General features: G+C 72.7%; 21 protein-coding genes. 15 read left to right on the top strand and 6 right to left on the bottom strand.

Translation table 11 applies throughout. The features are described 5' to 3' along the window. Positions 1 to 55: 55 nt before the first annotated feature. The 3 genes from ACF068_RS27175 to ACF068_RS27165 are packed head-to-tail and all read left to right on the top strand — an operon-like array spanning position 56 to position 2,546. Entirely contained in the window at positions 56 to 640 is a 585-nt protein-coding gene (locus ACF068_RS27175; RefSeq protein WP_073755400.1) for a DUF5998 family protein, read from the top strand. Beyond that, on the top strand, positions 640 to 1,845 hold the full coding sequence (locus tag ACF068_RS27170) for an alkaline phosphatase family protein (RefSeq protein WP_392276923.1): 1,206 nt from the start codon (positions 640 to 642) through the stop codon (positions 1,843 to 1,845). The genes ACF068_RS27175 and ACF068_RS27170 overlap by 1 nt, the downstream gene beginning before the upstream one ends. Positions 1,846 to 1,898: 53 nt before the next feature. Further along, the gene (locus tag ACF068_RS27165; RefSeq protein WP_392276922.1) at positions 1,899 to 2,546 is read left to right on the top strand and encodes a thymidine kinase; all 648 of its coding nucleotides are present in this window, start codon (positions 1,899 to 1,901) and stop codon (positions 2,544 to 2,546) included. Positions 2,547 to 2,585: 39 nt separating this feature from the next. Here ACF068_RS27165 and ACF068_RS27160 read toward each other — a convergent pair whose 3' ends face one another. Next, entirely contained in the window at positions 2,586 to 3,380 is a 795-nt protein-coding gene (locus tag ACF068_RS27160) for a VOC family protein (protein WP_392276921.1), read from the bottom strand. A 278-nt stretch (positions 3,381 to 3,658) separates the two neighbouring features. Between ACF068_RS27160 and ACF068_RS27155 the strand changes: the two genes are divergently transcribed. Then, positions 3,659 to 4,486, top strand: coding sequence for a sulfurtransferase (locus tag ACF068_RS27155; protein WP_392276920.1), 828 nt, complete (start codon positions 3,659 to 3,661; stop codon positions 4,484 to 4,486). A 188-nt stretch (positions 4,487 to 4,674) separates the two neighbouring features. Here ACF068_RS27155 and sepH read toward each other — a convergent pair whose 3' ends face one another. The 3 genes from sepH to ACF068_RS27140 all read right to left on the bottom strand — a co-directional run bounded on the left by sepH (position 4,675) and on the right by ACF068_RS27140 (position 8,800). Continuing rightward, positions 4,675 to 5,721 (bottom strand): septation protein SepH, encoded by a 1,047-nt coding sequence (gene sepH / locus ACF068_RS27150; protein ID WP_392276919.1) that lies wholly within the window; start codon positions 5,719 to 5,721, stop codon positions 4,675 to 4,677. A 552-nt stretch (positions 5,722 to 6,273) separates the two neighbouring features. Beyond that, entirely contained in the window at positions 6,274 to 7,599 is a 1,326-nt protein-coding gene (locus ACF068_RS27145; protein ID WP_392276918.1) for a D-arabinono-1,4-lactone oxidase, read from the bottom strand. Next, positions 7,553 to 8,800 carry an MFS transporter gene (locus tag ACF068_RS27140; RefSeq protein WP_392276917.1) on the bottom strand — a complete coding sequence of 416 codons (1,248 nt, stop codon included), beginning with the start codon at positions 8,798 to 8,800 and terminating at the stop codon, positions 7,553 to 7,555. The genes ACF068_RS27145 and ACF068_RS27140 overlap by 47 nt, the downstream gene beginning before the upstream one ends. Before the next feature lie 142 nt (positions 8,801 to 8,942). On the opposite strand from ACF068_RS27140, the gene ACF068_RS27135 reads away from it, so the two are divergent. Together ACF068_RS27135 and ACF068_RS27130 are read left to right on the top strand one after the other, a co-directional pair. Beyond that, entirely contained in the window at positions 8,943 to 10,070 is a 1,128-nt protein-coding gene (locus tag ACF068_RS27135; RefSeq protein ID WP_392276999.1) for a ferrochelatase, read from the top strand. Positions 10,071 to 10,079: 9 nt separating this feature from the next. Further along, positions 10,080 to 10,889 (top strand): inositol monophosphatase family protein, encoded by an 810-nt coding sequence (locus ACF068_RS27130; protein WP_392276916.1) that lies wholly within the window; start codon positions 10,080 to 10,082, stop codon positions 10,887 to 10,889. Positions 10,890 to 11,049: 160 nt separating this feature from the next. Here the strand turns inward: ACF068_RS27130 and ACF068_RS27125 are convergent, their stop codons facing one another. Beyond that, positions 11,050 to 11,223, bottom strand: a complete 174-nt coding sequence (locus ACF068_RS27125) for a hypothetical protein (RefSeq protein WP_392276915.1) — start codon at positions 11,221 to 11,223, stop codon at positions 11,050 to 11,052. A gap of 331 nt (positions 11,224 to 11,554) precedes the next feature. Here ACF068_RS27125 and ACF068_RS27120 point away from each other — a divergent pair, with 331 nt between their 5' ends. The 4 genes from ACF068_RS27120 (at position 11,555) to ACF068_RS27105 (ending at position 15,065) form a co-directional block, all read left to right on the top strand. After that, positions 11,555 to 12,208 (top strand): response regulator transcription factor, encoded by a 654-nt coding sequence (locus ACF068_RS27120; protein ID WP_189553714.1) that lies wholly within the window; start codon positions 11,555 to 11,557, stop codon positions 12,206 to 12,208. 3 nt (positions 12,209 to 12,211) lie between these two features. After that, positions 12,212 to 13,435: a sensor histidine kinase gene (locus ACF068_RS27115; protein ID WP_392276914.1), complete on the top strand. Its 1,224-nt coding sequence runs from the start codon at positions 12,212 to 12,214 to the stop codon at positions 13,433 to 13,435. Positions 13,436 to 13,829: 394 nt separating this feature from the next. Then, the gene (locus tag ACF068_RS27110) at positions 13,830 to 14,126 is read left to right on the top strand and encodes a DUF4193 domain-containing protein (protein WP_003955561.1); all 297 of its coding nucleotides are present in this window, start codon (positions 13,830 to 13,832) and stop codon (positions 14,124 to 14,126) included. Positions 14,127 to 14,138: 12 nt separating this feature from the next. Continuing rightward, a complete protein-coding gene (locus ACF068_RS27105; RefSeq protein ID WP_392276913.1) occupies positions 14,139 to 15,065 on the top strand; it encodes a hypothetical protein in 927 nt (308 codons plus the stop codon). Positions 15,066 to 15,179: 114 nt separating this feature from the next. On the opposite strand, the gene ACF068_RS27100 is transcribed toward ACF068_RS27105, so the two are convergent. Beyond that, the gene (locus ACF068_RS27100; protein WP_392276912.1) at positions 15,180 to 15,665 is read right to left on the bottom strand and encodes a DUF3093 domain-containing protein; all 486 of its coding nucleotides are present in this window, start codon (positions 15,663 to 15,665) and stop codon (positions 15,180 to 15,182) included. Between the two features lie 58 nt (positions 15,666 to 15,723). On the opposite strand from ACF068_RS27100, the gene ACF068_RS27095 reads away from it, so the two are divergent. The 5 genes from ACF068_RS27095 (at position 15,724) to ACF068_RS27075 (ending at position 21,085) form a co-directional block, all read left to right on the top strand. After that, positions 15,724 to 16,299: a PaaI family thioesterase gene (locus tag ACF068_RS27095; protein WP_392276911.1), complete on the top strand. Its 576-nt coding sequence runs from the start codon at positions 15,724 to 15,726 to the stop codon at positions 16,297 to 16,299. Then, on the top strand, positions 16,299 to 16,811 hold the full coding sequence (dut, locus tag ACF068_RS27090) for a dUTP diphosphatase (RefSeq protein ID WP_189553709.1): 513 nt from the start codon (positions 16,299 to 16,301) through the stop codon (positions 16,809 to 16,811). Before ACF068_RS27095 ends, dut begins: the two co-directional genes overlap by 1 nt. A gap of 1 nt (position 16,812) precedes the next feature. Further along, a complete protein-coding gene (locus tag ACF068_RS27085; RefSeq protein ID WP_392276910.1) occupies positions 16,813 to 17,577 on the top strand; it encodes a DUF3710 domain-containing protein in 765 nt (254 codons plus the stop codon). Between the two features lie 281 nt (positions 17,578 to 17,858). After that, entirely contained in the window at positions 17,859 to 20,405 is a 2,547-nt protein-coding gene (locus ACF068_RS27080; RefSeq protein WP_392276909.1) for a DUF4118 domain-containing protein, read from the top strand. Next, a complete protein-coding gene (locus ACF068_RS27075) occupies positions 20,402 to 21,085 on the top strand; it encodes a response regulator (protein WP_392276908.1) in 684 nt (227 codons plus the stop codon). The genes ACF068_RS27080 and ACF068_RS27075 overlap by 4 nt, the downstream gene beginning before the upstream one ends. Positions 21,086 to 21,116: the final 31 nt, after the last annotated feature.

Here is a 21,116-nt window from a genome sequence, read left to right as displayed (position 1 = left end):
ACACCGGGCTCCACAGCGTCCCGCGCAGTCACCGCGCCCCCGTAGGATGGAGCTCATGGCGAAGACCGGTACGACCACCCAGGGGCTGCGCGCGGCGATCGAGCGCAGCGGCTACTACCCGGCCCTCGTGGCCGAGGCGGTCGAGGCCGCCGTCGGCGGCGAGCCGATCGCGTCGTACCTGGTCCACCAGGAGACCACCTTCGACGCCAACGAGGTGCGCCGCCACGTGACGGTCCTCGTCCTGACGGCCAACCGCTTCATCGTCAGCCACACCGACGAGCAGAACGCCGACACCAGCTCCCCGACGCCCTACGCCACGACCTCCACCGAGTCGGTCAAGCTCGGCCGGATCTCGTCCGTCGTCCTGAGCCGCGTCGTCGCCAACCCGGAGTCGTACACGCCGGGCACCCTGCCGCGTGAGGTGGTCCTCACCATCGGCTGGGGCGCCGTCTCCCGGATCGACCTGGAGCCCGCCGCCTGCGGCGACCCGAACTGCGACGCCGATCACGGCTACACCGGCAACTCCACGGCCGACGACCTGAGCCTGCGCGTCAGCGAGGCCGGCGACGGCCCCGAGACGGTCCGCCAGGCGCTCGCCTTCGCCCAGGCGCTGTCCGAAGCCACCGCGGCCACCCGCTGATGGTCCAGCCCGCACACATGGCGTCCACCTGGCCCGACGAGCCGGCCCCGCTGGCGCTCGACACCGCGCCCGTGCCCGAGTACGGCTCCGGCTCGCTCGCCGACCTGCTGCCGACCCTCGCCGCCGGCCTCGGCGTCCCCGGGTGCGAGCACCGCATCACCGAGCTGACGCCCGCCGACCGGAACTGTGTGTTCCTGATCGACGGCCTGGGGTGGGAGCAGATCAAGGCCCACCCCCAGGAGGCCCCCTATCTGACCTCGCTCCTCGCCGGCTCCCGGGGCGGCACCGGCCGGCCCATCACCGCCGGCTTCCCCGCCACCACCGCCACCTCGCTGGCCTCGGTCGGCACCGGCCGGCCGCCGGGCGAGCACGGCCTGCCCGGCTACACCGTGCGCGACCCCGCGATCGGCGCGCTGATGAACCAGCTCCGCTGGAAGCCCTGGACGCCGCCGCACGCCTGGCAGCCGTACCCGACCGTGTTCCAGCTCGCCGACGCGGCAGGCGTCCACACCGCGCAGGTCTCCTCCCCGACCTTCCGGGACACCCCGCTGACCAAGGTCGCGCTCAGCGGCGGAACGTTTCACGGGCGGCTCACCGGCGAGGAGCGGATGGACCTCACCGCCGCGCAACTGGCCGCCGGGGACCGGTCCCTCGTCTACACGTACTACAGCGAGGTCGACGGCAGCGGACACCGCTTCGGCGTCGACTCCGACGCCTGGCGCGGCCAGCTCATGTGCGTCGACCGGCTCGTCCAGCGCCTCGCCGAGCAGCTACCGGACCGCAGCGCGCTGTACGTCACCGCGGACCACGGCATGATCGACATCCCGTTCGACGAGCGGTCCCGCATCGACTTCGACGAGGACTGGGAGCTGCGCGCCGGGGTGGCCCTGCTCGGCGGCGAGGGCCGGGCCCGCCACGTCTACGCCGTGCCGGGAGCCGCCGCCGACGTACTGGCGTGCTGGCGCGAGGTGCTCGGCGAACAGTTCTGGGTGGCGAGCCGCGACGAGGCGATCGACGCCGGCTGGTTCGGCCCGGCCGTCGACGAGCGTGTCCTCGGCAGGATCGGTGACGTCGTCGCCGCCGCCCACGACGACGTCATCATCACGGCGTCCGTCAACGAGCCGAACGAGTCCGCGATGGTCGGCGTGCACGGCTCGATGACGCCCGTGGAGCAGCTCGTCCCGCTCCTCGAAGTACGCGCGTAACCGCCCGCAGCGGCCCTCCCTTCCCGCCTGACCCGAAAGGTCGTCACTTCCCCATGCCCGAGCTGGTGTTCTTCTCCGGAACGATGGACTGCGGAAAGAGCACCCTCGCTCTGCAGATCGAGCACAACCGGTCCGCGCGCGGTCTCCAGGGCATGATCTTCACCCGTGACGACCGCGCCGGCGAGGGCAAGCTGTCGTCCCGCCTCGGCCTGGTCACCGACGCCGTCGAGGCCGCCGAGGGCTTCGACTTCTACGCCTACCTCGTCGCCCACCTCTCCAAGGGCGGCCGCTGCGACTACGTGATCGCGGACGAGGCGCAGTTCCTCGCCCCGGAGCAGATCGACCAGCTCGCCCGCGTCGTCGACGACCTCGAACTGGACGTCTTCGCCTTCGGCATCACCACGGACTTCCGCTCCAAGCTGTTCCCCGGCTCCCAGCGCCTCGTCGAGCTCGCCGACCGGGTCGAGGTGCTCCAGGTCGAGGCCCTGTGCTGGTGCGGGGCGCGGGCCACGCACAACGCGCGCACCGTCGGCGGCGAGATGGTCGTCGAGGGCGCGCAGGTCGTCGTGGGCGACGTCAACGCCGGTGACGAGGTCGGGTACGAGGTGCTGTGCCGCCGCCACCACCGGCGCCGTATGACGGCCGCCAGCGCCCGCGCCGCCGCGCTGTCCCCGGATGTCCTCCCCGTCCCGGCCGAGTAGCCGGCGGGTCGCCCGGTACCGCCGTCCCCGCGACCACCGTCACCTCTCCGCCGCCGGGCGCCCGGCCGCGGACGACCGCACCAGAGTGAAGACCGCGCCCTCCGGGTCCGCGACCGTCGCCACCCGCCCGGCCGGCTCGTCGTGCGGGCCCACCAGCACCCGGCCCCCGAGCCCGGTCACCCGCCGCGCCGCGTCATCGGTGTCCGCCACCTCGAACCAGGTCATCCAGTGAGCGCCCCGGTCGCGCGGCAGGGAGGTGCCGACGCCCCGCAGGGAGGCGACCGGCCGGTCGCCCACCCGCAGCGTCACCAGGTCCGCCTCGGCCGAGTCGACGGGATCGAGCTCGTACCCGAACACCGTCTTGTAGAACTTGCCGACCGCCTCGGTCTCCTGCGTCAGCAGTTCGTTCCACACGGGCGTCCCGGGCACGCCCCCCACGGTCGTGCCGAGGTGCGCCGCGGCCTGCCAGACCCCGAAGACCGCCCCGGTCGGATCGGAGCAGATCACCAGCCGTCCGGCGTCGCCCGCGGTGAGCGGACCGACGGCGACCGTGCCGCCACCGCAGCGGATCGCCTCGGCGGTCGCGCCGGCGTCGTCGGACGCCAGGTACGTCGTCCAGGCGGTCGGCAGGTCCCGGTCGGCCGGAAGCTGGCCGATACCCGCCACTTCCTCGCCGTCCAGCAGGCCGCGCACGTACGGACCGAGCTGCTGCGGGCCCGGTTCGAACCGCCAGCCGAACAGCTCCCCGTAGAACCGCTGCGTCGCGTCAAGGCGATGTGCCATCAAGCTCACCCAGCAGGGTGTACCGGGTTCGCGCCGAGCCGCCTCGCTCATCGTCATTCTCTCCTCGGACCATCGTCGTGGCCGTACGGGGACCCGGCGCTGCCGTGCCGGTGCGGCGGGGCCGTCGCGGTGGCGGCCACGGGCCGTGGGCCCGGCCGTACGCCCCGTCAGATGCTTGCACCATCGGCCGCGCGGTGGGCCCCGGCCGCGCCGTGGAATGGCGCGATTCCGCAGGAGGATGCCCAGAATTCCGTTTCCCATCCCCGCCGCGACCGGCCCGGTCCTCCCGGCTCGTCCGCGACGGCCCGCGTCTGCGCGAGGATGGCGTCATGAATCCCATCATCTCGGCATCCGATCTGGTCGATGAGCTCACCGGCGCGCGCCCGCCGGTCCTCCTGGACGTCCGCTGGCAGCTCGGCGGCCCGCCCGGCCGGCCCGTCTACGAGGCGGGGCACATCCCGGGCGCCGTGTACGCCGACCTCGACACGGAGCTCGCGGGGCCGCCCGGCGCCGGGGGCCGCCACCCGCTGCCGGACGTGGCGGAGTTCGGCGCGGTGATGCGCCGGGCCGGGGTACGCGCCGGCTGGCCGGTCGTGGTGTACGACGGCGGCCAGGGCTGGGCGGCCGCCCGTGCCTGGTGGCTGCTGCGCTGGACGGGACACCCGGACGTGCGGGTGCTGGACGGCGGCCTCGCGGCCTGGCGGGGCGAACTGACGACCGAGGAGCCCACGCCCGTGGTCGGGGACTTCACGCCCGAGCCGGGTGCCCTGCCGCTGCTGGACGCGGACGCGGCGGCGGCGCTGGCGCGCACGGGCCTGTTGCTGGACGCGCGGGCGGGGGAGCGGTACCGGGGCGAGGTGGAACCGATCGACCCCGTGGGCGGGCACATCCCGGGCGCGGCCTCGGCCCCGACGACGGAGAACGTGGACGAGGACGGCCGCTTCCTGCCCGCCGAGACCCTGGCGGCCCGCTTCAAGGCCCTGGGCGCGACCGACGCCCCGGAGGTCGGCGTGTACTGCGGTTCGGGCGTGTCGGGCGCCCACGAGGTCCTGGCCCTGGAACTGGCCGGCATCCGGGCCGGGCTGTACGCGGGGTCCTGGTCCGAGTGGTCCTCCGACCCGGCCCGTCCGGTCGCCAAGGGCCCGTCCCGCGGCTGATCGGGCCGCCCGCAACCCGCCGCCCGCCGGTCACCGAAGCCACCGGCCACGCACACCGCCGCCCCACGCCCCGGACGGTACCGGGGACGTGGGGCGGCGGTTCACGCGCTCACGCGTCACGCGTTCACGCCAAGCGCCTACGGAGCCTGGCCGCTCCGGCCGCTTCCGCTGCTCCCGCTACTCGTGCGCTACTCCTGCTTCTTGCGGCGTGTACCGAAGACGATCTCGTCCCAGCTCGGGACCGCCGCCCGGCGGCCGGGGCGGACGCCGTCCGCTTCGGCCTGGCGGTCGGTCGTGCCGGTCAGGCGGTCGCGGTGACCGCTCACCGCGCGCGGCATCAGGACGTCCGCGTACGCCGAACCCGCGCCCGCCGAGGCGGCCGGGGCCGGGGGCTCCTCGGCGTCCGGCTCCTGGTCGGCTTCGGCCGCCGCCGCGGGTTCGGCGGCCGGGAGCTCGGGCACGACCATGTCGCCCCGGAAGCTCGGCACCGCCTCCAGCAGGCTGGTCAGCGAGTCGCGCTCGGGCTCGTCCTCCGACTCGGGGGCCGGAACGGGCGCCGGGCGGTCGATCTGCCGGTCGAGTGCGCGGTCGAGCGGCCGATCGCGGGGGAGGCGCGCGATACGCGGTACGAACGGGAAGCTCGGTTCCTGGACGGCCACCGCGTCGTCGGTCTCGCCGATCAGCGCGCGCGCCTCGTCGTCCACGGCCTGGACGAGCCGGCGGGGCGGGTCGTACGTCCAGCTCGCCGAGTGCACCTCACCCGCGACCCGGTAGACCAGCAGCACTTCCCAGGTGCCGTCGTCGCGGCGCCAGGAGTCCCAGACCACGGTGTCCTTGTCGGCGCCGCGCAGCAGCAGCCGCTCCTGCACCGCCTCGCCGAGCTGCGGACCGGTGTTCTCGCCGGGCCGGCGGACGGGGGTCTTGCGGGCCCGCTCGGCCATGAAGGCGCGCTCGGCGAGGACGGGGCCCTCGAAGCGTCGTACCCGCTCGACAGGGATGCCGGCGAGCTGGGCGACCTCTTCGGCGGAGGCACCGGCGCGTATACGCGCCTGGATGTCCCGGGGCCTGAGGTGGCTCTCCACCTCGATCTCGATCTGGCCGAGGCGGGCGCGGTCGTTGCGCACGGCGGCGCGCAGCCGCTCGTCGATCGGAAGCGTGTACTCCGTGCTGTCAGCAGCCTTCAGCACCAGTCGTGTGCCGTCGTTGGAGACGGCCACGACACGCAGTTCGGGCATGGGGACCTCCCGGGTGGTGCCTGCCGACGTCACCTGCGTCGCTGCTTCCGCTAGTCGAGTGTGGCCTGCCCGGGTGCAGCCTGCCACAACCTTGCCGTGTTGCCCGGCGTGTCGGGCGTGGGCCCTGAACGCCGTTATGGCACGGTTACCTGTTCGCCACGCAGGGTGACCGTCGAGGTCACTCCGTGCAGCAGGCGGCCGTGCGGTGCTGCGGCGCCGCCGGAACGAGTGCCGCTTTTCGGCCCCCTCCCGTTGGTCCCGGACACCCGAAAGGGATCGGGGCCCAGGGCTCGCCACAGTACTCCATTCGGGCCACCTGGGTGGACCGGCGCGCCGCCGAAGTTCTCCAGGCGTACGGCAGTTGGGCTCCCTGACCGGCCGTCACCCGTGGCCTCGTGCATGGAATCCGTAGAAATGGAACTATTCGCTTCTCCTAAAGGTCTCTTCTCCTTGCATGTTGGGGCAGATGGGTGAACAGAGAGTAGAGAGGGACGAGAGGGTGTACACGCGGAAAACCGGTACAGAAGGGACGGGGCGACGGCCGGTGGACGGTCAGTCGCCCAGCACCCGTCGCAGATAGTCGTTGCCGAACACCCGGTCCGGGTCCAGACGGTCACGCAGCGCGGTGAACTCGCCGAACCGCGGGTACACCTCCGCGAGGTACGCGGCGTCCCGGGTGTGCAGCTTCCCCCAGTGCGGCCGTCCCCCGTGGGCCGTCATGATCCGCTCCGCCGCCGTGAAGTACGCCCGGTGCGGCGTGCCCTTGTACATGTGGACCGCGATGTACGCGGTGTCCCGGCCCGAGGCCGTCGAGAGCGTGATGTCGTCCGCGGGCGCCGTCCGCACCTCCACCGGGAAACTGACGCGGAGCGGCGACCGGTCGACCATCGCCTTCAGCTCGCGCAGCGCGCCCACCACCGCCTCCCTCGGCAGCGCGTACTCCATCTCCACGAATCGCACCCGGCGTGGACTTGTGAAGACCTTGTAGGGGATGTCCGTGTACGTACGGGCCGACAGGGCGCGGCTGGAGACCTTGGCGATCGCGGGGACGGCCGCCGGAACCGCCCGCCCGATCGAGTTCACCACCTGGAAGAGCCCGTTGGAGAGCAGTTCGTCCTCGATCCAGCCGCTGACGCGCCCGGGCGGGGCCGCCGGGCCCGCGCTGCGGTTGTTGCGCTTGGTGTTGCAGTTGCCGGTGTGGGGGAACCAGTAGAACTCGAAGTGCTCGTTCTCCGCGTGCAGCGCGTCGAACTCCGCGGTGACCCGGTCGAAGGTCATCGGCTCCTCCCGCGCGGTCAGCAGGAAGACCGGCTCCACCGCGAAGGTGATGGCCGAGACGACCCCGAGCGCGCCCAGCCCGATCCGGGCGGCCGCGAACACCTCCGGGTTCTCCTTCTCCGAGCAGGTCAGCACCCGCCCGTCGGCCGTGACCAGCTCCAGCTCCCGGATCTGCGCGGCGATCGACGCCGAGTCACGGCCCGTGCCGTGCGTACCGGTGCTGACGGCGCCCGCCACCGTCTGCTCCATGATGTCGCCCATGTTCGTGAGCGACAGGCCCTCCCGCGCCAGGGCCGCGTTCAACCGCTTCAGCGGTGTGCCCGACTCCACCGTGACGGTCAGCTCACGCCGGTCGATCCGACGGATGCCGGTCAGCAGGTCCGGGCGGACCAGCACGCCGTCGGTGGCGGCGATGGCCGTGAACGAATGACCCGTCCCGACCGTCTTGACCCTCAGACCCTCTTCCGCGGCGCCCCGCACCGTGTCCGCCAGCTCCTGGACCGAAGCGGGACGCGCCTCCCGTACGGGTGTGGCGGCCACGGTGCCCGCCCAGTTACGCCACGTGGTGCTGCCGCTCCGGCTGTTCCGGGTCCTGCTCACGCTGCCCCTCCCACGTCGGCACCGGCTTGCGCAGCCGGCGGTACCCCAGGAACGCCACCGCGGCCGCGAGCACTCCCGCGACGCCGGGGACCGCGTACCCCGCGGCCGCCCCGTGCGCGTCGACCACCCAGCCCGCGGCCGAGGAGCCGAGCGCCACGCCGACCGCGAGCCCGGTACCCGTCCAGGACATGCCCTCGGTCAGTTTGGTGCGCGGTACGTGGGCCTCGACGAGGGCCATGGTCGTCACCATCGTCGGTGCGATGGCGAGGCCCGCGACAAAGAGCGCCACGGCCAGGAACGGCAGGCTCCCGGCCAGTTGGAGGGGGATCATACTCACGGCCATCGCACAGACACCCAGAACCCACCTGCGCGACGGCTCGCCCTTCAGATGCAGCAGCCCGAAGACCGCGCCCGCGAGGCACGAACCCAGCGCGTACACCGCCAGCACCAGGCTGGCCGCGGCCTTGTGGCCCTCCTCCTCGGCGAACGCCACCGTCACCACGTCCACCGCGCCGAAGATCGTGCCGGTCGCGACGAACGCGGCCACCAGCACCTGGAGGCCGGGGGAGCGCAGCGCCGAGCCGCCGGTGTGCTGCTCGATCGGGTGCGGCGTCGGCTCCGTGCCCCGCTGCGCGGTCAGCCACCAGACGCCGGTCAGCAGGAACAGGGCGGCCAGCAGCGGCCCCGCCTCCGGGAACCAGACGGTCGACAGGCCGATGGAGACGATCGGGCCGAAGATGAAGCACACCTCGTCGACGATCGACTCGAACGAGTACGCGGTGTGCAGCTCGCGCGGTGAGCCCCGGTAGATCGCCGCCCAGCGCGCCCGGGTCATCGCCCCGATGCTCGGCACGCACCCGGCGGACGCCGAGAACACGAACAGCGTCCACTCCGGCAGCCCCTGCTGGGCGCAGACCAGCAGCCCCGCGACGGCCACCACCGTGATCAGGGTGGCCGGGCGCAGCACCCGGCGCTGCCCGTACCGGTCGACCAGCCGGGAGACCTGCGGGCCGAGCACGGCGGCCGAGACGGCGAGCGTCGCGGACAGCGCGCCGGCCAGCCCGTACCGGCCGGTGACCTGGGAGATCATCGTGACGATGCCGATGCCCATCATGGCCAGCGGCATCCGGCCGAGGAAACCGGCGGCGGAGAAACCGACGGAGCCGGGGGCGGAGAAGATCGCGCGGTAGGGACTGGGCAAGACGGTCTCCGGCCAGTGAGCATGGGGCGCCTGCGTAAGGCGTATGGGCAGCCTTCACAGGTTACGTCCGAACGGGTGACGGCGCACGGCGGTTTCCCGGCTGTCGGACCCTGGTGGCAGGATCGATCCCATGTCCGATGCCATGGCCGATCAGCGCGATCCAGCCCCGTACGACGCCCTGCTGCTGCTCTCCTTCGGCGGCCCCGAGGGCCCCGACGACGTGGTCCCGTTCCTGGAGAACGTGACCCGGGGGCGGGGCATCCCCAAGGAACGCCTCAAGGAAGTGGGGCAGCACTACTTCCTCTTCGGCGGCGTCAGCCCCATCAACGACCAGAACCGCGCGCTGCTGGCCGCGCTGCGCAAGGACTTCGCGGACGCCGGCCTCGACCTGCCCGTCCATTGGGGCAACCGGAACTGGGCGCCGTACCTCACCGACGCGCTGCGCGAGATGGTCACCGACGGGCACCGCCGCATCGCGGTCCTCGCCACCAGTGCCTACGCCTCGTACTCCGGCTGCCGCCAGTACCGGGAGAACTTGGCGGACGCCCTGGCCACGCTGGAAGCGGAGGGCCTGCCGCTGCCCCGGGTGGACAAGCTGCGGCACTACTTCAACCACCCCGGGTTCGTCCGGCCCATGATCGAGGGCGTCCTGAAGTCGCTGGCCGAGCTCGACGAGCCGGTCCGCGCGGGCGCCCACCTCGCCTTCACCACGCATTCCATCCCGACCGCCGCCGCCGACACCTCCGGCCCCGCCGGCGAGCACGGCGAGGGCGGCGCGTACGTCAGGCAGCACCTGGAGGTCGCCCGGCTCATCGCCGACGCCGTACGGGACGAGACCGGGATCGACCACCCCTGGGAGCTCGTCTACCAGTCGCGCAGCGGCGCCCCGCACATCCCGTGGCTGGAGCCGGACATCTGCGACCACCTGGAAGCCCTGCACGGCGCCGGGGCACCGGCGGTCGTCATGGTCCCGATCGGGTTCGTCTCGGACCACATGGAGGTCCTGTACGACCTGGACACCGAGGCCACCGCCAAGGCCGCCGAGCTCGGCCTGCCGGTACGCAGGTCGGCGACGGTGGGCGACGACCCGCGCTTCGCGGCCGCCGTCCGCGACCTGCTCCTGGAGCGCGCGGCCGCCGAGCGGGGCACCGCGGTGGAGCGCTGCGCGCTGGGCGCCCTCGGCGCCTCGCACGACCTGTGCCCGGCCGGCTGCTGCCCGGCCCGCGCCGAGCGGCCCGCGGCGGCCGGCGCCGACAGCCCGTACGCGTAAGGAGACGCTGTGACCGACCCGCGCGACCCGCTCCTCACCGAGCTCCTGGACCTCGCCCTGGAGGCCGGGCGCCGGGCCGGTGCCCTGCTGCGCGACGGCCGCCCGGCCGACCTCGGCGTCGCGGCGACCAAGTCGAGCCCCATCGACGTCGTCACCGAGATGGACATCGCCGCCGAGAAACTGATCACCGCCTTCCTCGCCGAGCACCGCCCCGACGACGGCCTCCTCGGCGAGGAGGGCGCCGCCATGGACGGCACCACCGGCGTCCGCTGGGTCGTCGACCCCCTGGACGGCACGGTGAACTACCTGTACGGCCTGCCGACCTGGGCGGTCTCCATCGCCGCCGAGCGGAACGGCGAGACCGTCGTCGGGGTCGTCGAGGCCCCGATGCGCGGGGAGACCTTCCGCGCGGTGCTCGGCGGCGGCGCCTTCCTGAACGACCGGCCCATCCGCTGCCGGCCCGCCCCGCCGCTGGACCAGGCACTGGTGTCGACCGGCTTCAACTACGTGGCCGAGGTCCGCGCCCACCAGGCCGACGTGGCCCGGCGCCTGATCCCCCGGCTCCGCGACATCCGGCGCAGCGGCTCCGCCGCGGTCGACCTCTCCGACGTCGCCGCCGGCCGCCTGGACGGCTACTACGAGCGCGGGCTCCGCCCCTGGGACCTGGCGGCCGGTGCCCTGATCGCCCGCGAAGCCGGCGCCCTGACCGGCGGCCGCCCCGGCACCGCCCCGTCGGGCGAACTGACGGTGGCGGCGTCCCCGGGCGTCTTCGCACCGCTCCAGGCCCTCCTGGAGGACTTCGGCGCCTGGCACGACTAGGACCCCGCCCAAGCCCCACCCGGACCCCACCCGGACCGCGCCCAAGCCCCACCCGAGCCCCACCCGGACTCGGGCCGCGCCCCGGGCGTACGAAAGGCCCCGGTCGCCGCGGGGTTCCGCGGGGGCCGGGGCCGGTGGGCTGCGCGCCCTTCGTGTCGTGTCAGGCGTGCGCGGGGGTGACGTCCACGCCGTGTTCCGCGGCGAGCCGGCGGAGGTCGTCGAGCTCCGCCTGCTCGACATCGGCCAGGAAGTCGTCTCCCGTCTCGCGAGCCCGCGTGAGGTCGGTCTCCGTGGCCCTTATGCGCTGCAGCAGTCCTGCGGTGAAAGCGTCCATCGTGCGCCCCCTCGTCATGGGTCGGTGGCACGGGGGTGTGCCGAGGGTTGTCGTTCGATCACGCATTGCACCCTCTGGGAGACAGAGCGGTTCGTGGCGCGCCACATACGCGGCGTGATCTCGGGTGTGCAGTCGTCCTCCCCAATGGCTTCCTCACGGAAACCTCAACTGCTCCGGGAATTCCGTCGATTCCCGCGCCGCCCCGCCGGGTCCGTCGCTGCCGCAGGCCGCCTTACAGCCGGTTTACGCGCGTAAGGGGCAGGATGGACACCCGCACACTCCGTGCGGAAATACCTGCCCGGAAACCGGGCTCGGAGGAAGGAACAGCGCCGTGCGCGTACTCGTCGTCGAGGACGAGCAGCTGCTCGCCGATGCGGTGGCCACCGGTCTGCGCCGGGAGGCCATGGCCGTCGACGTCGTGTACGACGGGGCGGCCGCCCTGGAGCGCATCGGGGTCAACGACTACGACGTGGTCGTCCTCGACCGCGACCTGCCGCTCGTCCACGGGGACGACGTCTGCCGCAAGATCGTCGATCTGGGCATGCCCACCCGGGTGCTGATGCTGACCGCCTCCGGGGACGTCAGCGACCGGGTGGAGGGCCTGGAGATCGGCGCCGACGACTACCTGCCCAAGCCGTTCGCGTTCAGCGAGCTCACCGCCCGGGTGCGGGCGCTCGGGCGGCGGACGACGGTGCCGCTGCCGCCGGTGCTGGAGCGGGCCGGGATCAAGCTCGACCCGAACCGGCGCGAAGTCTTCCGCGACGGCAGGGAGATCCAGCTCGCACCGAAGGAGTTCGCCGTCCTGGAGGTACTGATGCGCAGCGAGGGTGCCGTCGTCTCGGCCGAGCAGCTTCTGGAGAAGGCCTGGGACGAGAACACCGACCCCTTCACCAACGTGGTGCGCGTCACGGTGATGACCCTGCGCCGCAAGCTCGGCGAGCCGCCGGTGATCGTCACCGTGCCTGGCTCCGGTTACCGGATCTGACCCGTGGCCGCGACCCCCGCGCCGCCACAGGCGCCCCCGAAGCCGACCTGGGACCCCCGGGAGCCCGTCCGCCCCTGGCTGCGTCCGACGATCCGCATACGGCTCACGCTGCTGTACGGCGGCATGTTCCTGATCGCCGGCATCCTGCTGCTGTCGATCATCTACCTGCTGGCCGCGCAGGCCCTGCACGTCGGCAGCGAACTCCCGTTCAAGATCGTCAACGGCCAGGTGGCGAGCAACGTCTGCATCTTCCCGGTCGAGGCCGGTCCCGACGAGTTCAACCGGGCGATGAACTCGTGCGTGAACGAACAGCGCCAGCACGCCCTGGACGATCTGCTGCGCCGTTCCCTGTTCGCGCTGCTCGGCCTGAGCGTCATCGCCTTCGCCTTCGGGTACGCGATGGCCGGCCGGGTCCTGTCGCCGCTGGGCCGGATCACCCGTACCGCCCGCAACGTGGCCGGTACGGACCTCTCCCGCCGGATCGAGCTGGACGGGCCGGACGACGAGCTCAAGGAGCTCGCGGACACCTTCGACGACATGCTGGACCGCCTGGAGCGGGCCTTCACCGCCCAGCAGCGCTTCGTCGCCAACGCCTCGCACGAGCTGCGCACGCCGCTGGCGATCAACCGCACCCTGCTGGAGGTGCACCTCTCCGACCCCGGGGCGCCCGTGGAGCTCCAGCAACTGGGCAAGACGCTGCTGGCCACCAACGAGCGCAGCGAGCAGCTCGTGGAGGGCCTGCTGCTGCTGGCCCGGAGCGACAACGAGATCGTGGAGCGCAAGCCCGTGGACCTGGCGGAGGTCGCCTCGCGTGCCCTCGACCAGACCCGGGCCGAGGCCGGGGCGAAGGGCGTGGAGATCCGCGGCGAGCGGGCGCCCGCCGTCGTCCAGGGCAATGGTGTGCTGCTGGAGCGGATCGCCCTGAACCTGGTCCAGAACGCGGTCCGGTACAACGTGGACGAGGGCTGGGTCGAGGTCACCACCGAGACGCAGCACGGCCAGGCGGTCCTGGTCGTCTCGAACACGGGACCAGTGGTTCCCGCGTACGAGATCGACAACCTCTTCGAGCCGTTCAGACGCCTGCGACAGGAGCGGACCGGCAGTGACAAGGGGGTCGGACTGGGCCTGTCGATCGCCCGGTCGGTCGCGCGGGCCCACGGGGGCCGTATCATCGCGGAGCCCCGCGAGGGCGGCGGCCTCGTCATGCGTGTCACGCTTCCGTTGTGACACGCCGGTCGAGCCGTCCGAGCTGTTCGCTTTGCGCGGAATTCTCGTGACCTGTTCACGAGAGTTACGTGTGTGATCGATCACAAGGGAATCGTTCCGGCCATCTACTCTCCGTGATCAAGAATTCCCCCGGAAAACCAGGAAAAGTCCGGGTTTCCGGGGGGTGAGATCACGGGAAGTACAGGGGGTGGCGCCTGTAGGGCGCGGCTCCCGGACCGTGTACGGTCCCGTTCGCCATCCAAACCCGATCACTCTCGAGGGGTCCGGTTGGGTGTCGATTGAGTAACAGACCTTGATGTGAGGCAAAATCTCCGCCTCAGGTCGGGCACAAGTCCGGCCTCTCACGCGTTACGTGCGCTGGAGACACCGCAACCACCCAGAGGGGGAGAGCGACATGGCAACGGATTACGACACCCCACGCAAGACCGACGACGACGTCGACTCGGACAGCCTTGAAGAGCTGAAGGCCCGGCGCAACGACAAGTCGACCTCGACCGTCGACGTCGACGAGTTCGAGGCGGCCGAGGGCCTGGAGCTGCCCGGCGCGGACCTCTCGAACGAGGAGCTGGCCGTCCGGGTGCTGCCCAAGCAGGCGGACGAGTTCACCTGCATGAGCTGCTTCCTGGTCCACCACCGCAGCCAGCTGGCCCGCGAGAAGAACGGTCAGCCGATCTGCCGAGACTGCGACTGAGGTCCGTCGGCCGTGGCAGGCGACACCCCGTCTCGGAAGCGACGCTTCCGGCTCCATCGGAAGCCGGAGGCGTACCAGGGCGGCACAGGCCCGGCACCAGGCGCACAGGACGCGCCCGCCGAGTCCTCCGCCCTCCTGCCCTCCCCCGGCGCGCGTGAAGACGAGCGAGGCCCCTCGGCCTCGCTCGAGGCGGCCGGAAGGGCGGGGGCGCCGGTCGACCTGACCGCCACGTCCGCCCCGTCCACCGGGGCACGGCGCATCGACGCCGTCCGGCGTGGCGTGCTCAAGAGCCGTGACGGTGCCAAGGCGGGCCTCGCCCACCTCGCCGACCGGCTCATCGAGAACGCCCCGCGCGTTCCCGTCCGGGACCTGGCCACGTTGCGCCGGCAGTTCCCGGGCCTGACCCCCGAGCAGCTCGCGGACAAGCTGATCGCGGGCGCCGCCAACGCCACCTCCACGGTGGGCGCCGGCGTCGGCGCGGCCGCCATGCTGCCTGTACCGCCCGCGATGCCGGCCGAGATGGCCGCCGAGATCACGGGCGTCGCGGCGATCGAGCTGAAGCTCATCGCCGAACTCCACGAGGTCTACGGACAGCGGCCCCCGGGCAACCTCAAGGAGCGTGCGACGGCGTACCTGACCTCCTGGACGGAGGAGCGGGGCATCGACGTCACCAAGCCCGCCACCGTCAACGCGGCCCTCGGCGGCCGCATGAAACGCGAACTGCGCCAGCAGATCATGAAGCGCATGGTCCGCAACCTGCCGAACCTGATGCCGTTCATGGTCGGCGCGGCCGTCGGTGCCGTGATGAACCGGCGCGACACCAAGAAGCTCGCCGAGCGCATCCGCAAGGACCTCCGCACCCGGCAGGTGCCCTGGGACGCGCTCCCCGCCCTGCCCCCGCTGGAACAGCCGGACAACCCCAAGGAGCTCGGCCTCTAGGGGGTGTCTCGCCGATCTTTCCGGACACTCCCTCGCCCGCCCCCGGGACCGCCCCCGGCTCACGCGCGGTCGCCCGCCCGGGGAAACGCCCCCGCGCGGTCGCCCGCCCGGGACCTACGCCTGGGCCCGTACGGCGGTCAGCGCCGCCGCCAGGGCCTCGGGGTCGCGGCTGGAGAGGTACACGTACGGGGTCGGATCGTCCGGGTCGGTGACCTCGACGCGCACCGCCGCCGGAACGTAGCCGCGCATCAGCATGAACGCGCGCGTGTCCGCCTTGTACGTCCGCCAGGCCCGCGCCTCCTCGGCGTCCAGCACCTCGGGCTCGCCCAGCGCCGACACCGGGATGCGCGCGTCCCCGGCGACCAGCGAGCCCGCCACCACCCGGATCCGTGCCGAGCCGTACGAACTGACCGCCATCGCCGCCAGCGCGCCCCCGACGATCAGTCCGCCCAGCGTGGGCAGGGTGCCCAGCGGCATCGTCATCAGCGCCCCCGAGACGCCGACCAGGGCGGCCAGCAGCCACCAGGAGCGGGGAGCGGTGAGACGCTCGTCGTACTGCGGGGCGGAGGCCGGAACGGAAGCCGCTGCGGAAGGCTGCATACACCCAAGCTTGGCACGGCGCGACCGGTGCTCCGCCGCGCGGGTAAGGTCTCCCGCTGTGAGCACTGCACTGACGCCCCCGGCCGACGCCATACCGCCGGCACGGCACCCCGACGCGCCCGCCCCCGGCGAGCTCCTGGGCGCCCATTACGAGCACTGCTTCGGCTGCGGCGGCGGACAGCCCCACGGGCTGCACCTCGCGGCCAGGGCGGGCGAGGGCGTGACCGTCACCGCCGAGTTCACGGTCACCACCGACCACCAGGGCGCCCCGGGCCTCGCGCACGGCGGCATCCTCGCCACCGCGCTCGACGAGACGCTCGGCTCGCTGAACTGGCTGCTGCGGGTGATCGCGGTGACCGGCCGGCTGGAGACCGACTTCGTGCGCCCGGTGCCCGTCGGCACGGTCCTGCACCTGGAGGCCGAGGTCACCGCCGTACACGGCCGGAAGATCTACTCCACGGCGACCGGCAGGATCGGCAGCCCCGAGGGGCCCGTCGCCGTCCGCGCCGAAGCCCTCTTCATCGAGGTCAAGGTCGATCACTTCATCGACAACGGGCGCCCGGAGGAGATCCGGGCGGCCATGGCCGACCCCGACCAGGTCCGGCGCTCCCGCGCCTTCGAGGTGAACCCCTGATGCGTAACCCTGTCGACGTCCTGATCCGCCGCGTGGACCCGGAGGTGCCGCTCCCGTCGTACGGGCACCCGGGCGACGCGGGCGCCGATCTCGTCACCACCGAGGCCGCCGAACTGGCCCCCGGCGAGCGCGCGGTCCTGCCCACCGGGGTGTCCATCGCGCTGCCCGACGGGTACGCCGCGTTCGTGCACCCCCGTTCGGGTCTCGCAGCTCGTTGCGGAGTGGCCCTCGTGAATGCCCCAGGGACGGTGGATGCCGGGTACCGTGGGGAGATCAAGGTGATCGTGGTCAACCTGGACCCGCGCGAGAGCGTGCGGTTCGAGCGGTTCGACCGGATCGCCCAACTGGTCGTTCAGCAAGTCGAGAAGGTCCGTTTCCACGAAGTGGCGGAGCTTCCCGGCTCGGCGCGGGCCGAGGGGGGCTTCGGGTCCACCGGCGGTCATGCCGCCACGGAGGGCTGGACGGGTGGGAATCGATACGCTTCGGTCGTATCCGACCGGGAAGGACAGTGACGTGTTCGGACGTCGCAAGAAGAGCGGTGCCGCTGCCGACGCGGCGGGCGAGGCCGAGCAGGTCGTCGACGAGGTCGGCACTGACGACGCGGCGGACAGCGAGCCGCGCCGGGTGAACCTTCCGCCGGCGCCCCGGCCCGACGGCCCCTGGGACGTCTCCGAGGTCTCCCGGCCCGAGGAGGGCCGCGTGGACCTGGGCGGCATGTTCGTGCCCGGGGTCGAGGGCATGGAGCTGCGCGTGGAGGTCGCGGGCGACGCGATCGTCGCGGCGACGGTGGTGCTGCGCGACAGCGCCGTCCAGCTGCAGGCGTTCGCGGCCCCCAAGAAGGAGGGCATCTGGGGCGAGGTCCGCGAGGAGATCGCCTCCGGGATCACGCAGCAGGGCGGCATCATCGACGAGGTCGAGGGCCCGCTCGGCTGGGAGCTCCGGGCCCAGGTGCCGGTCAAGCTGCCGGACGGCACCGGCGGCGTACAGCTCGTGCGTTTCGTCGGCGTGGACGGCCCCCGCTGGTTCCTGCGCGGGGTCATCTCCGGCCAGGGCGCGGTCCAGCCGGAGGCCGCGGGCCTGCTGGAGCAGATCTTCCGGGACACCGTCGTCGTACGGGGCGAGGGCCCCATGGCGCCCCGTGACCCGATCGTCCTGAAGCTGCCGAACGACGCGCAGATGGTGCCCGAGGGCGTCCAGCAGGAGGACCAGGAGTCGTCGCGGTTCTCCGGCGGCATGGGACAGCTCCAGCGCGGCCCGGAGATCACCGAGGTCCGCTGACCCCTCTCTCCCGCACGCATGATGGGCCGTACCCGTACGACGGGTGCGGCCCACCGCGTTGTCCCCAGGCGGAACCGGGCGACGCCACCCCGCCCGCCGGCGGCATCGGCCCCCGACCGCACCCCGCACCCGCCTGCCGGCGTCGGCCCCCGACCGCACCGCCGGCCGCATCAGAATCCCGTCAAGACGCCCGGGAACCCCCCCCGCGTCCGGTTCGCCGCCACCACCGGTCGTAAGGTCTACGCACAAGCAGTCGAACGACAAATGACGACAATGAGGCCATGGGACGCGGCAAGCTACGGATCTACCTGGGTGCGGCACCGGGCGTCGGCAAGACGTACGCGATGCTCTCCGAGGCGCACCGCCGCGTCGAACGCGGCACCGACTGCGCCGTCGCCTTCGCCGAGCACCACGACCGCCCCCGTACGGAGGTGATGCTGCACGGACTGGAACAGATACCCCGCAAGGAGCTCGCCCTCGACGGCGCCCACCACGCCGAAATGGACGTGGACGCGGTCCTGGCGCGGCGCCCGGCCGTCGCCCTGGTCGACGACCTGGCCCACACCAATCTCCCCGGCTCGCGCAACGCCAAGCGCTGGCAGGACGTCGAGGAACTGCTCGCCGCCGGCATCGACGTCATCTCCACCGTCAACATCCAGCACCTGGAGTCGCTGGGCGACGTCGTGGAGTCCATAACCGGCGTACGGCAACGGGAGACCGTGCCCGACGAGGTCGTCCGGCGCGCCGACCAGATCGAGCTGGTCGACATGTCGCCCCAGGCGCTGCGCCGCCGCATGGCCCACGGCAACATCTACCAGCCCGACAAGGTCGACGCGGCCCTCTCCAACTACTTCCGCCCCGGCAACCTCACCGCCCTGCGCGAGCTGGCCCTGCTGTGGACCGCCGACCGGGTCGACGAGTACCTCCAGCAGTACCGCGGCGAGCACAACATCCGCACCACCTGGCAGGCGCGTGAGCGCATCGTCATCGGCCTCACCGGCGGCCCCGAGGGCCGCACCCTCATCCGCCGCGCGTCCCGGATGGCGGCCAAGGGCTCCGGCAGCGAGATGCTCGCCGTCTACATCGCCCGCAGCGACGGCCTGACCTCCGCCTCGCCCAAGGAGCTGGCCGTCCAGCGCACCCTCGTCGAGGACCTCGGCGGCTCCTTCCACCACGTCATCGGCGACGACGTGCCCTCCGCGCTCCTGGAGTTCGCCCGCGGCGTCAACGCCACCCAGATCGTCCTCGGCTCCAGCCGCCGCAAGACCTGGCAGTACGTGTTCGGCCCCGGCGTCGGCGCCACCGTCGCCCGGGACTCCGGACCCGACCTGGACGTCCACATCGTCACCCACGAGGAGGTCGCCCGGGGCCGCGGCCTGCCCGTCGCCCGCGGTGCCCGCCTCGGCCGCTCCCGCACCATCTGCGGCTGGCTGACCGGCGTCGCCGGCCCCGCGCTGCTGACGCTGCTGCTCACCCACATCGAGGCGGACCTCGGCCTCGCCAACGACATGCTGCTGTTCCTGTCGCTCACCGTGGCCTCCGCGCTGCTCGGCGGCCTGGCCCCGTCCCTGGCCTCGGCGGCCTTCGGCTCCCTGCTGCTCAACTGGTTCTTCGCCCCGCCCCTGTACCGGTTCACCGTCGCCGACCCCCGCAACATGGTCGCCATCGCCGTCTTCTTCGGCGTCGCCGTCTCCGTCGCCTCCGTCGTCGACCTCGCCGCGCGCCGCACCCACCAGGCGGCCCGGCTGCGCGCCGAGTCCGAGGTGCTGTCCTTCCTGGCCGGCAGCGTGCTGCGGGGCGAGACCGCCCTGGACGCCCTGCTGGAGCGGGTCCGCGAGACGTTCTCCATGGAGTCGGTGGCGCTCCTGGAGCGCGAGAGCGACGTCGAACCGTGGACCCGCGCGGGGAGCGTGGGCCGCCGGCCCGTGGCGCGCCCCGAGGACGCCGACGTCGACATGCCCGTCGGCGACCACATGGCCCTCGCCCTGTCGGGCCGCGTCCTGCCCGCCGAGGACCGCCGGGTGCTCGGCGCCTTCGCCGCCCAGGCCGCCGTCGTCCTCGACCGGCAGCGGCTGGTCGGCGAGGCCGAGGAGGCCCGCAAGCTCGCCGAGGGCAACAAGATCCGCACCTCGCTGCTGGCGGCCGTCAGCCATGACCTCCGTACGCCCCTCGCGGGCATCAAGGCCGCCGTGTCCTCGCTGCGGTCCGACGACGTCGAGTGGTCCGAGGAGGACCGCGCCGAGCTCCTCGAAGGCATCGAGGCGGGCGCCGACCGGCTCGACCACCTCGTCGGCAACCTGCTCGACATGTCCCGCCTCCAGACCGGCACCGTCACCCCGCTGATCCGCGCCATCGACCTCGACGAGGTCGTCCCCATGGCGCTCGGCGGCGTGCCCGACGGCAGCGCCGAGCTGGACATCCCCGAGAGCCTCCCGATGGTCGAGGTCGACAAGGGCCTGCTGGAGCGGGCCGTCGCCAACGTCGTCGAGAACGCCGTCAAGTACGGGCTGGGCGCCGCACCGGTGCTGGTGTCGGCCAGCGCCATGGCCGACCGCGTCGAGCTGCGCGTCGTCGACCGTGGCACCGGCGTGCCCGACGAGGCCAAGGACCGCATCTTCGCCCCCTTCCAGCGCTACGGCGACGCACCGCGCGGCGCCGGGGTCGGCCTGGGCCTCGCCGTCGCGCGCGGCTTCGTGGAGGCGATGGGCGGCACCATCACCGCCGAGGACACCCCCGGCGGTGGCCTCACCATGGTCCTCACCCTCAAGGCGGCCGCCCCCGCCGCTGTTCCCCCCGTCCCCCCGCTGGAGAAAGCAGGCCCCTCATGACGCGGGTGCTCGTGGTCGACGACGAGCCGCAGATCGTGCGCGCCCTCGTGATCAACCTGAAGGCACGCAAGTACGAGGTCGACGCGGCACCCGACGGCGCGACGGCGCTCGAACTGGCCGCCGGCCGCCACCCCGACGTGATCATCCTCGACCTCGGCCTGCCCGACATGGACGGCGTCGAGGTGATCAAGGGCCTGCGGGGCTGGACCCGCGTCCCGATCCTGGTGCTCTCCGCCCGCCAGACCTCCGACGAGAAGGTCGAGGCCCTGGACGCCGGCGCCGACGACTACGTCACCAAGCCCTTCGGCATGGACGAGCTGCTGGCCCGGCTGCGCGCCGCCGTGCGCCGGGCCGAACCGGTGGGCGGCGACGACGGCACCGTCGTGGTCGAGACGGCCGGCTTCACGGTGGACCTCGCCGCCAAGAAGGTCCAGCGCGGTGGACGTGACGTACGTCTGACGCCCACCGAATGGCACCTCCTCGAGGTCCTCGTCCGCAATGGCGGCCGGCTCGTCGGCCAGAAGCAACTGCTCCAGGAGGTGTGGGGACCCTCCTACGGCACCGAGACCAACTACCTCCGCGTCTACATGGCCCAGCTCCGCCGCAAGCTGGAGGCCGACCCCTCGCACCCCCGGCACTTCATCACCGAGCCCGGGATGGGGTACAGGTTCGAGCGCTGATCCGCCGCCAATGAGGGCCGGTACGCTTTCT

This window comes from Streptomyces sp. NPDC016309 (assembly GCF_043077235.1).
Lineage (GTDB): Bacteria > Actinomycetota > Actinomycetes > Streptomycetales > Streptomycetaceae > Streptomyces.
This window is presented reverse-complemented; position numbering and strand designations above follow the sequence as displayed.

Excerpts from the sequence above, each read along its gene's own strand:
- ACF068_RS27135 (WP_392276999.1), top strand. The coding sequence starts at position 8,943 with ATGGCCGATCAGCGCGATCCAGCCCCGTACGACGCCCTGCTGCTGCTC.
- ACF068_RS27160 (WP_392276921.1), bottom strand. The coding sequence starts at position 3,380 with ATGAGCGAGGCGGCTCGGCGCGAACCCGGTACACCCTGCTGGGTGAGC.
- ACF068_RS27175 (WP_073755400.1), top strand. The coding sequence starts at position 56 with ATGGCGAAGACCGGTACGACCACCCAGGGGCTGCGCGCGGCGATCGAG.
- ACF068_RS27165 (WP_392276922.1), top strand. The coding sequence starts at position 1,899 with ATGCCCGAGCTGGTGTTCTTCTCCGGAACGATGGACTGCGGAAAGAGC.
- ACF068_RS27080 (WP_392276909.1), top strand. The coding sequence starts at position 17,859 with ATGGGACGCGGCAAGCTACGGATCTACCTGGGTGCGGCACCGGGCGTC.
- ACF068_RS27075 (WP_392276908.1), top strand. The coding sequence starts at position 20,402 with ATGACGCGGGTGCTCGTGGTCGACGACGAGCCGCAGATCGTGCGCGCC.
- sepH (WP_392276919.1), bottom strand. The coding sequence starts at position 5,721 with ATGCCCGAACTGCGTGTCGTGGCCGTCTCCAACGACGGCACACGACTG.
- ACF068_RS27100 (WP_392276912.1), bottom strand. The coding sequence starts at position 15,665 with ATGCAGCCTTCCGCAGCGGCTTCCGTTCCGGCCTCCGCCCCGCAGTAC.
- ACF068_RS27155 (WP_392276920.1), top strand. The coding sequence starts at position 3,659 with ATGAATCCCATCATCTCGGCATCCGATCTGGTCGATGAGCTCACCGGC.
- ACF068_RS27125 (WP_392276915.1), bottom strand. The coding sequence starts at position 11,223 with ATGGACGCTTTCACCGCAGGACTGCTGCAGCGCATAAGGGCCACGGAG.
- ACF068_RS27110 (WP_003955561.1), top strand. The coding sequence starts at position 13,830 with ATGGCAACGGATTACGACACCCCACGCAAGACCGACGACGACGTCGAC.
- dut (WP_189553709.1), top strand. The coding sequence starts at position 16,299 with ATGCGTAACCCTGTCGACGTCCTGATCCGCCGCGTGGACCCGGAGGTG.
- ACF068_RS27170 (WP_392276923.1), top strand. The coding sequence starts at position 640 with ATGGTCCAGCCCGCACACATGGCGTCCACCTGGCCCGACGAGCCGGCC.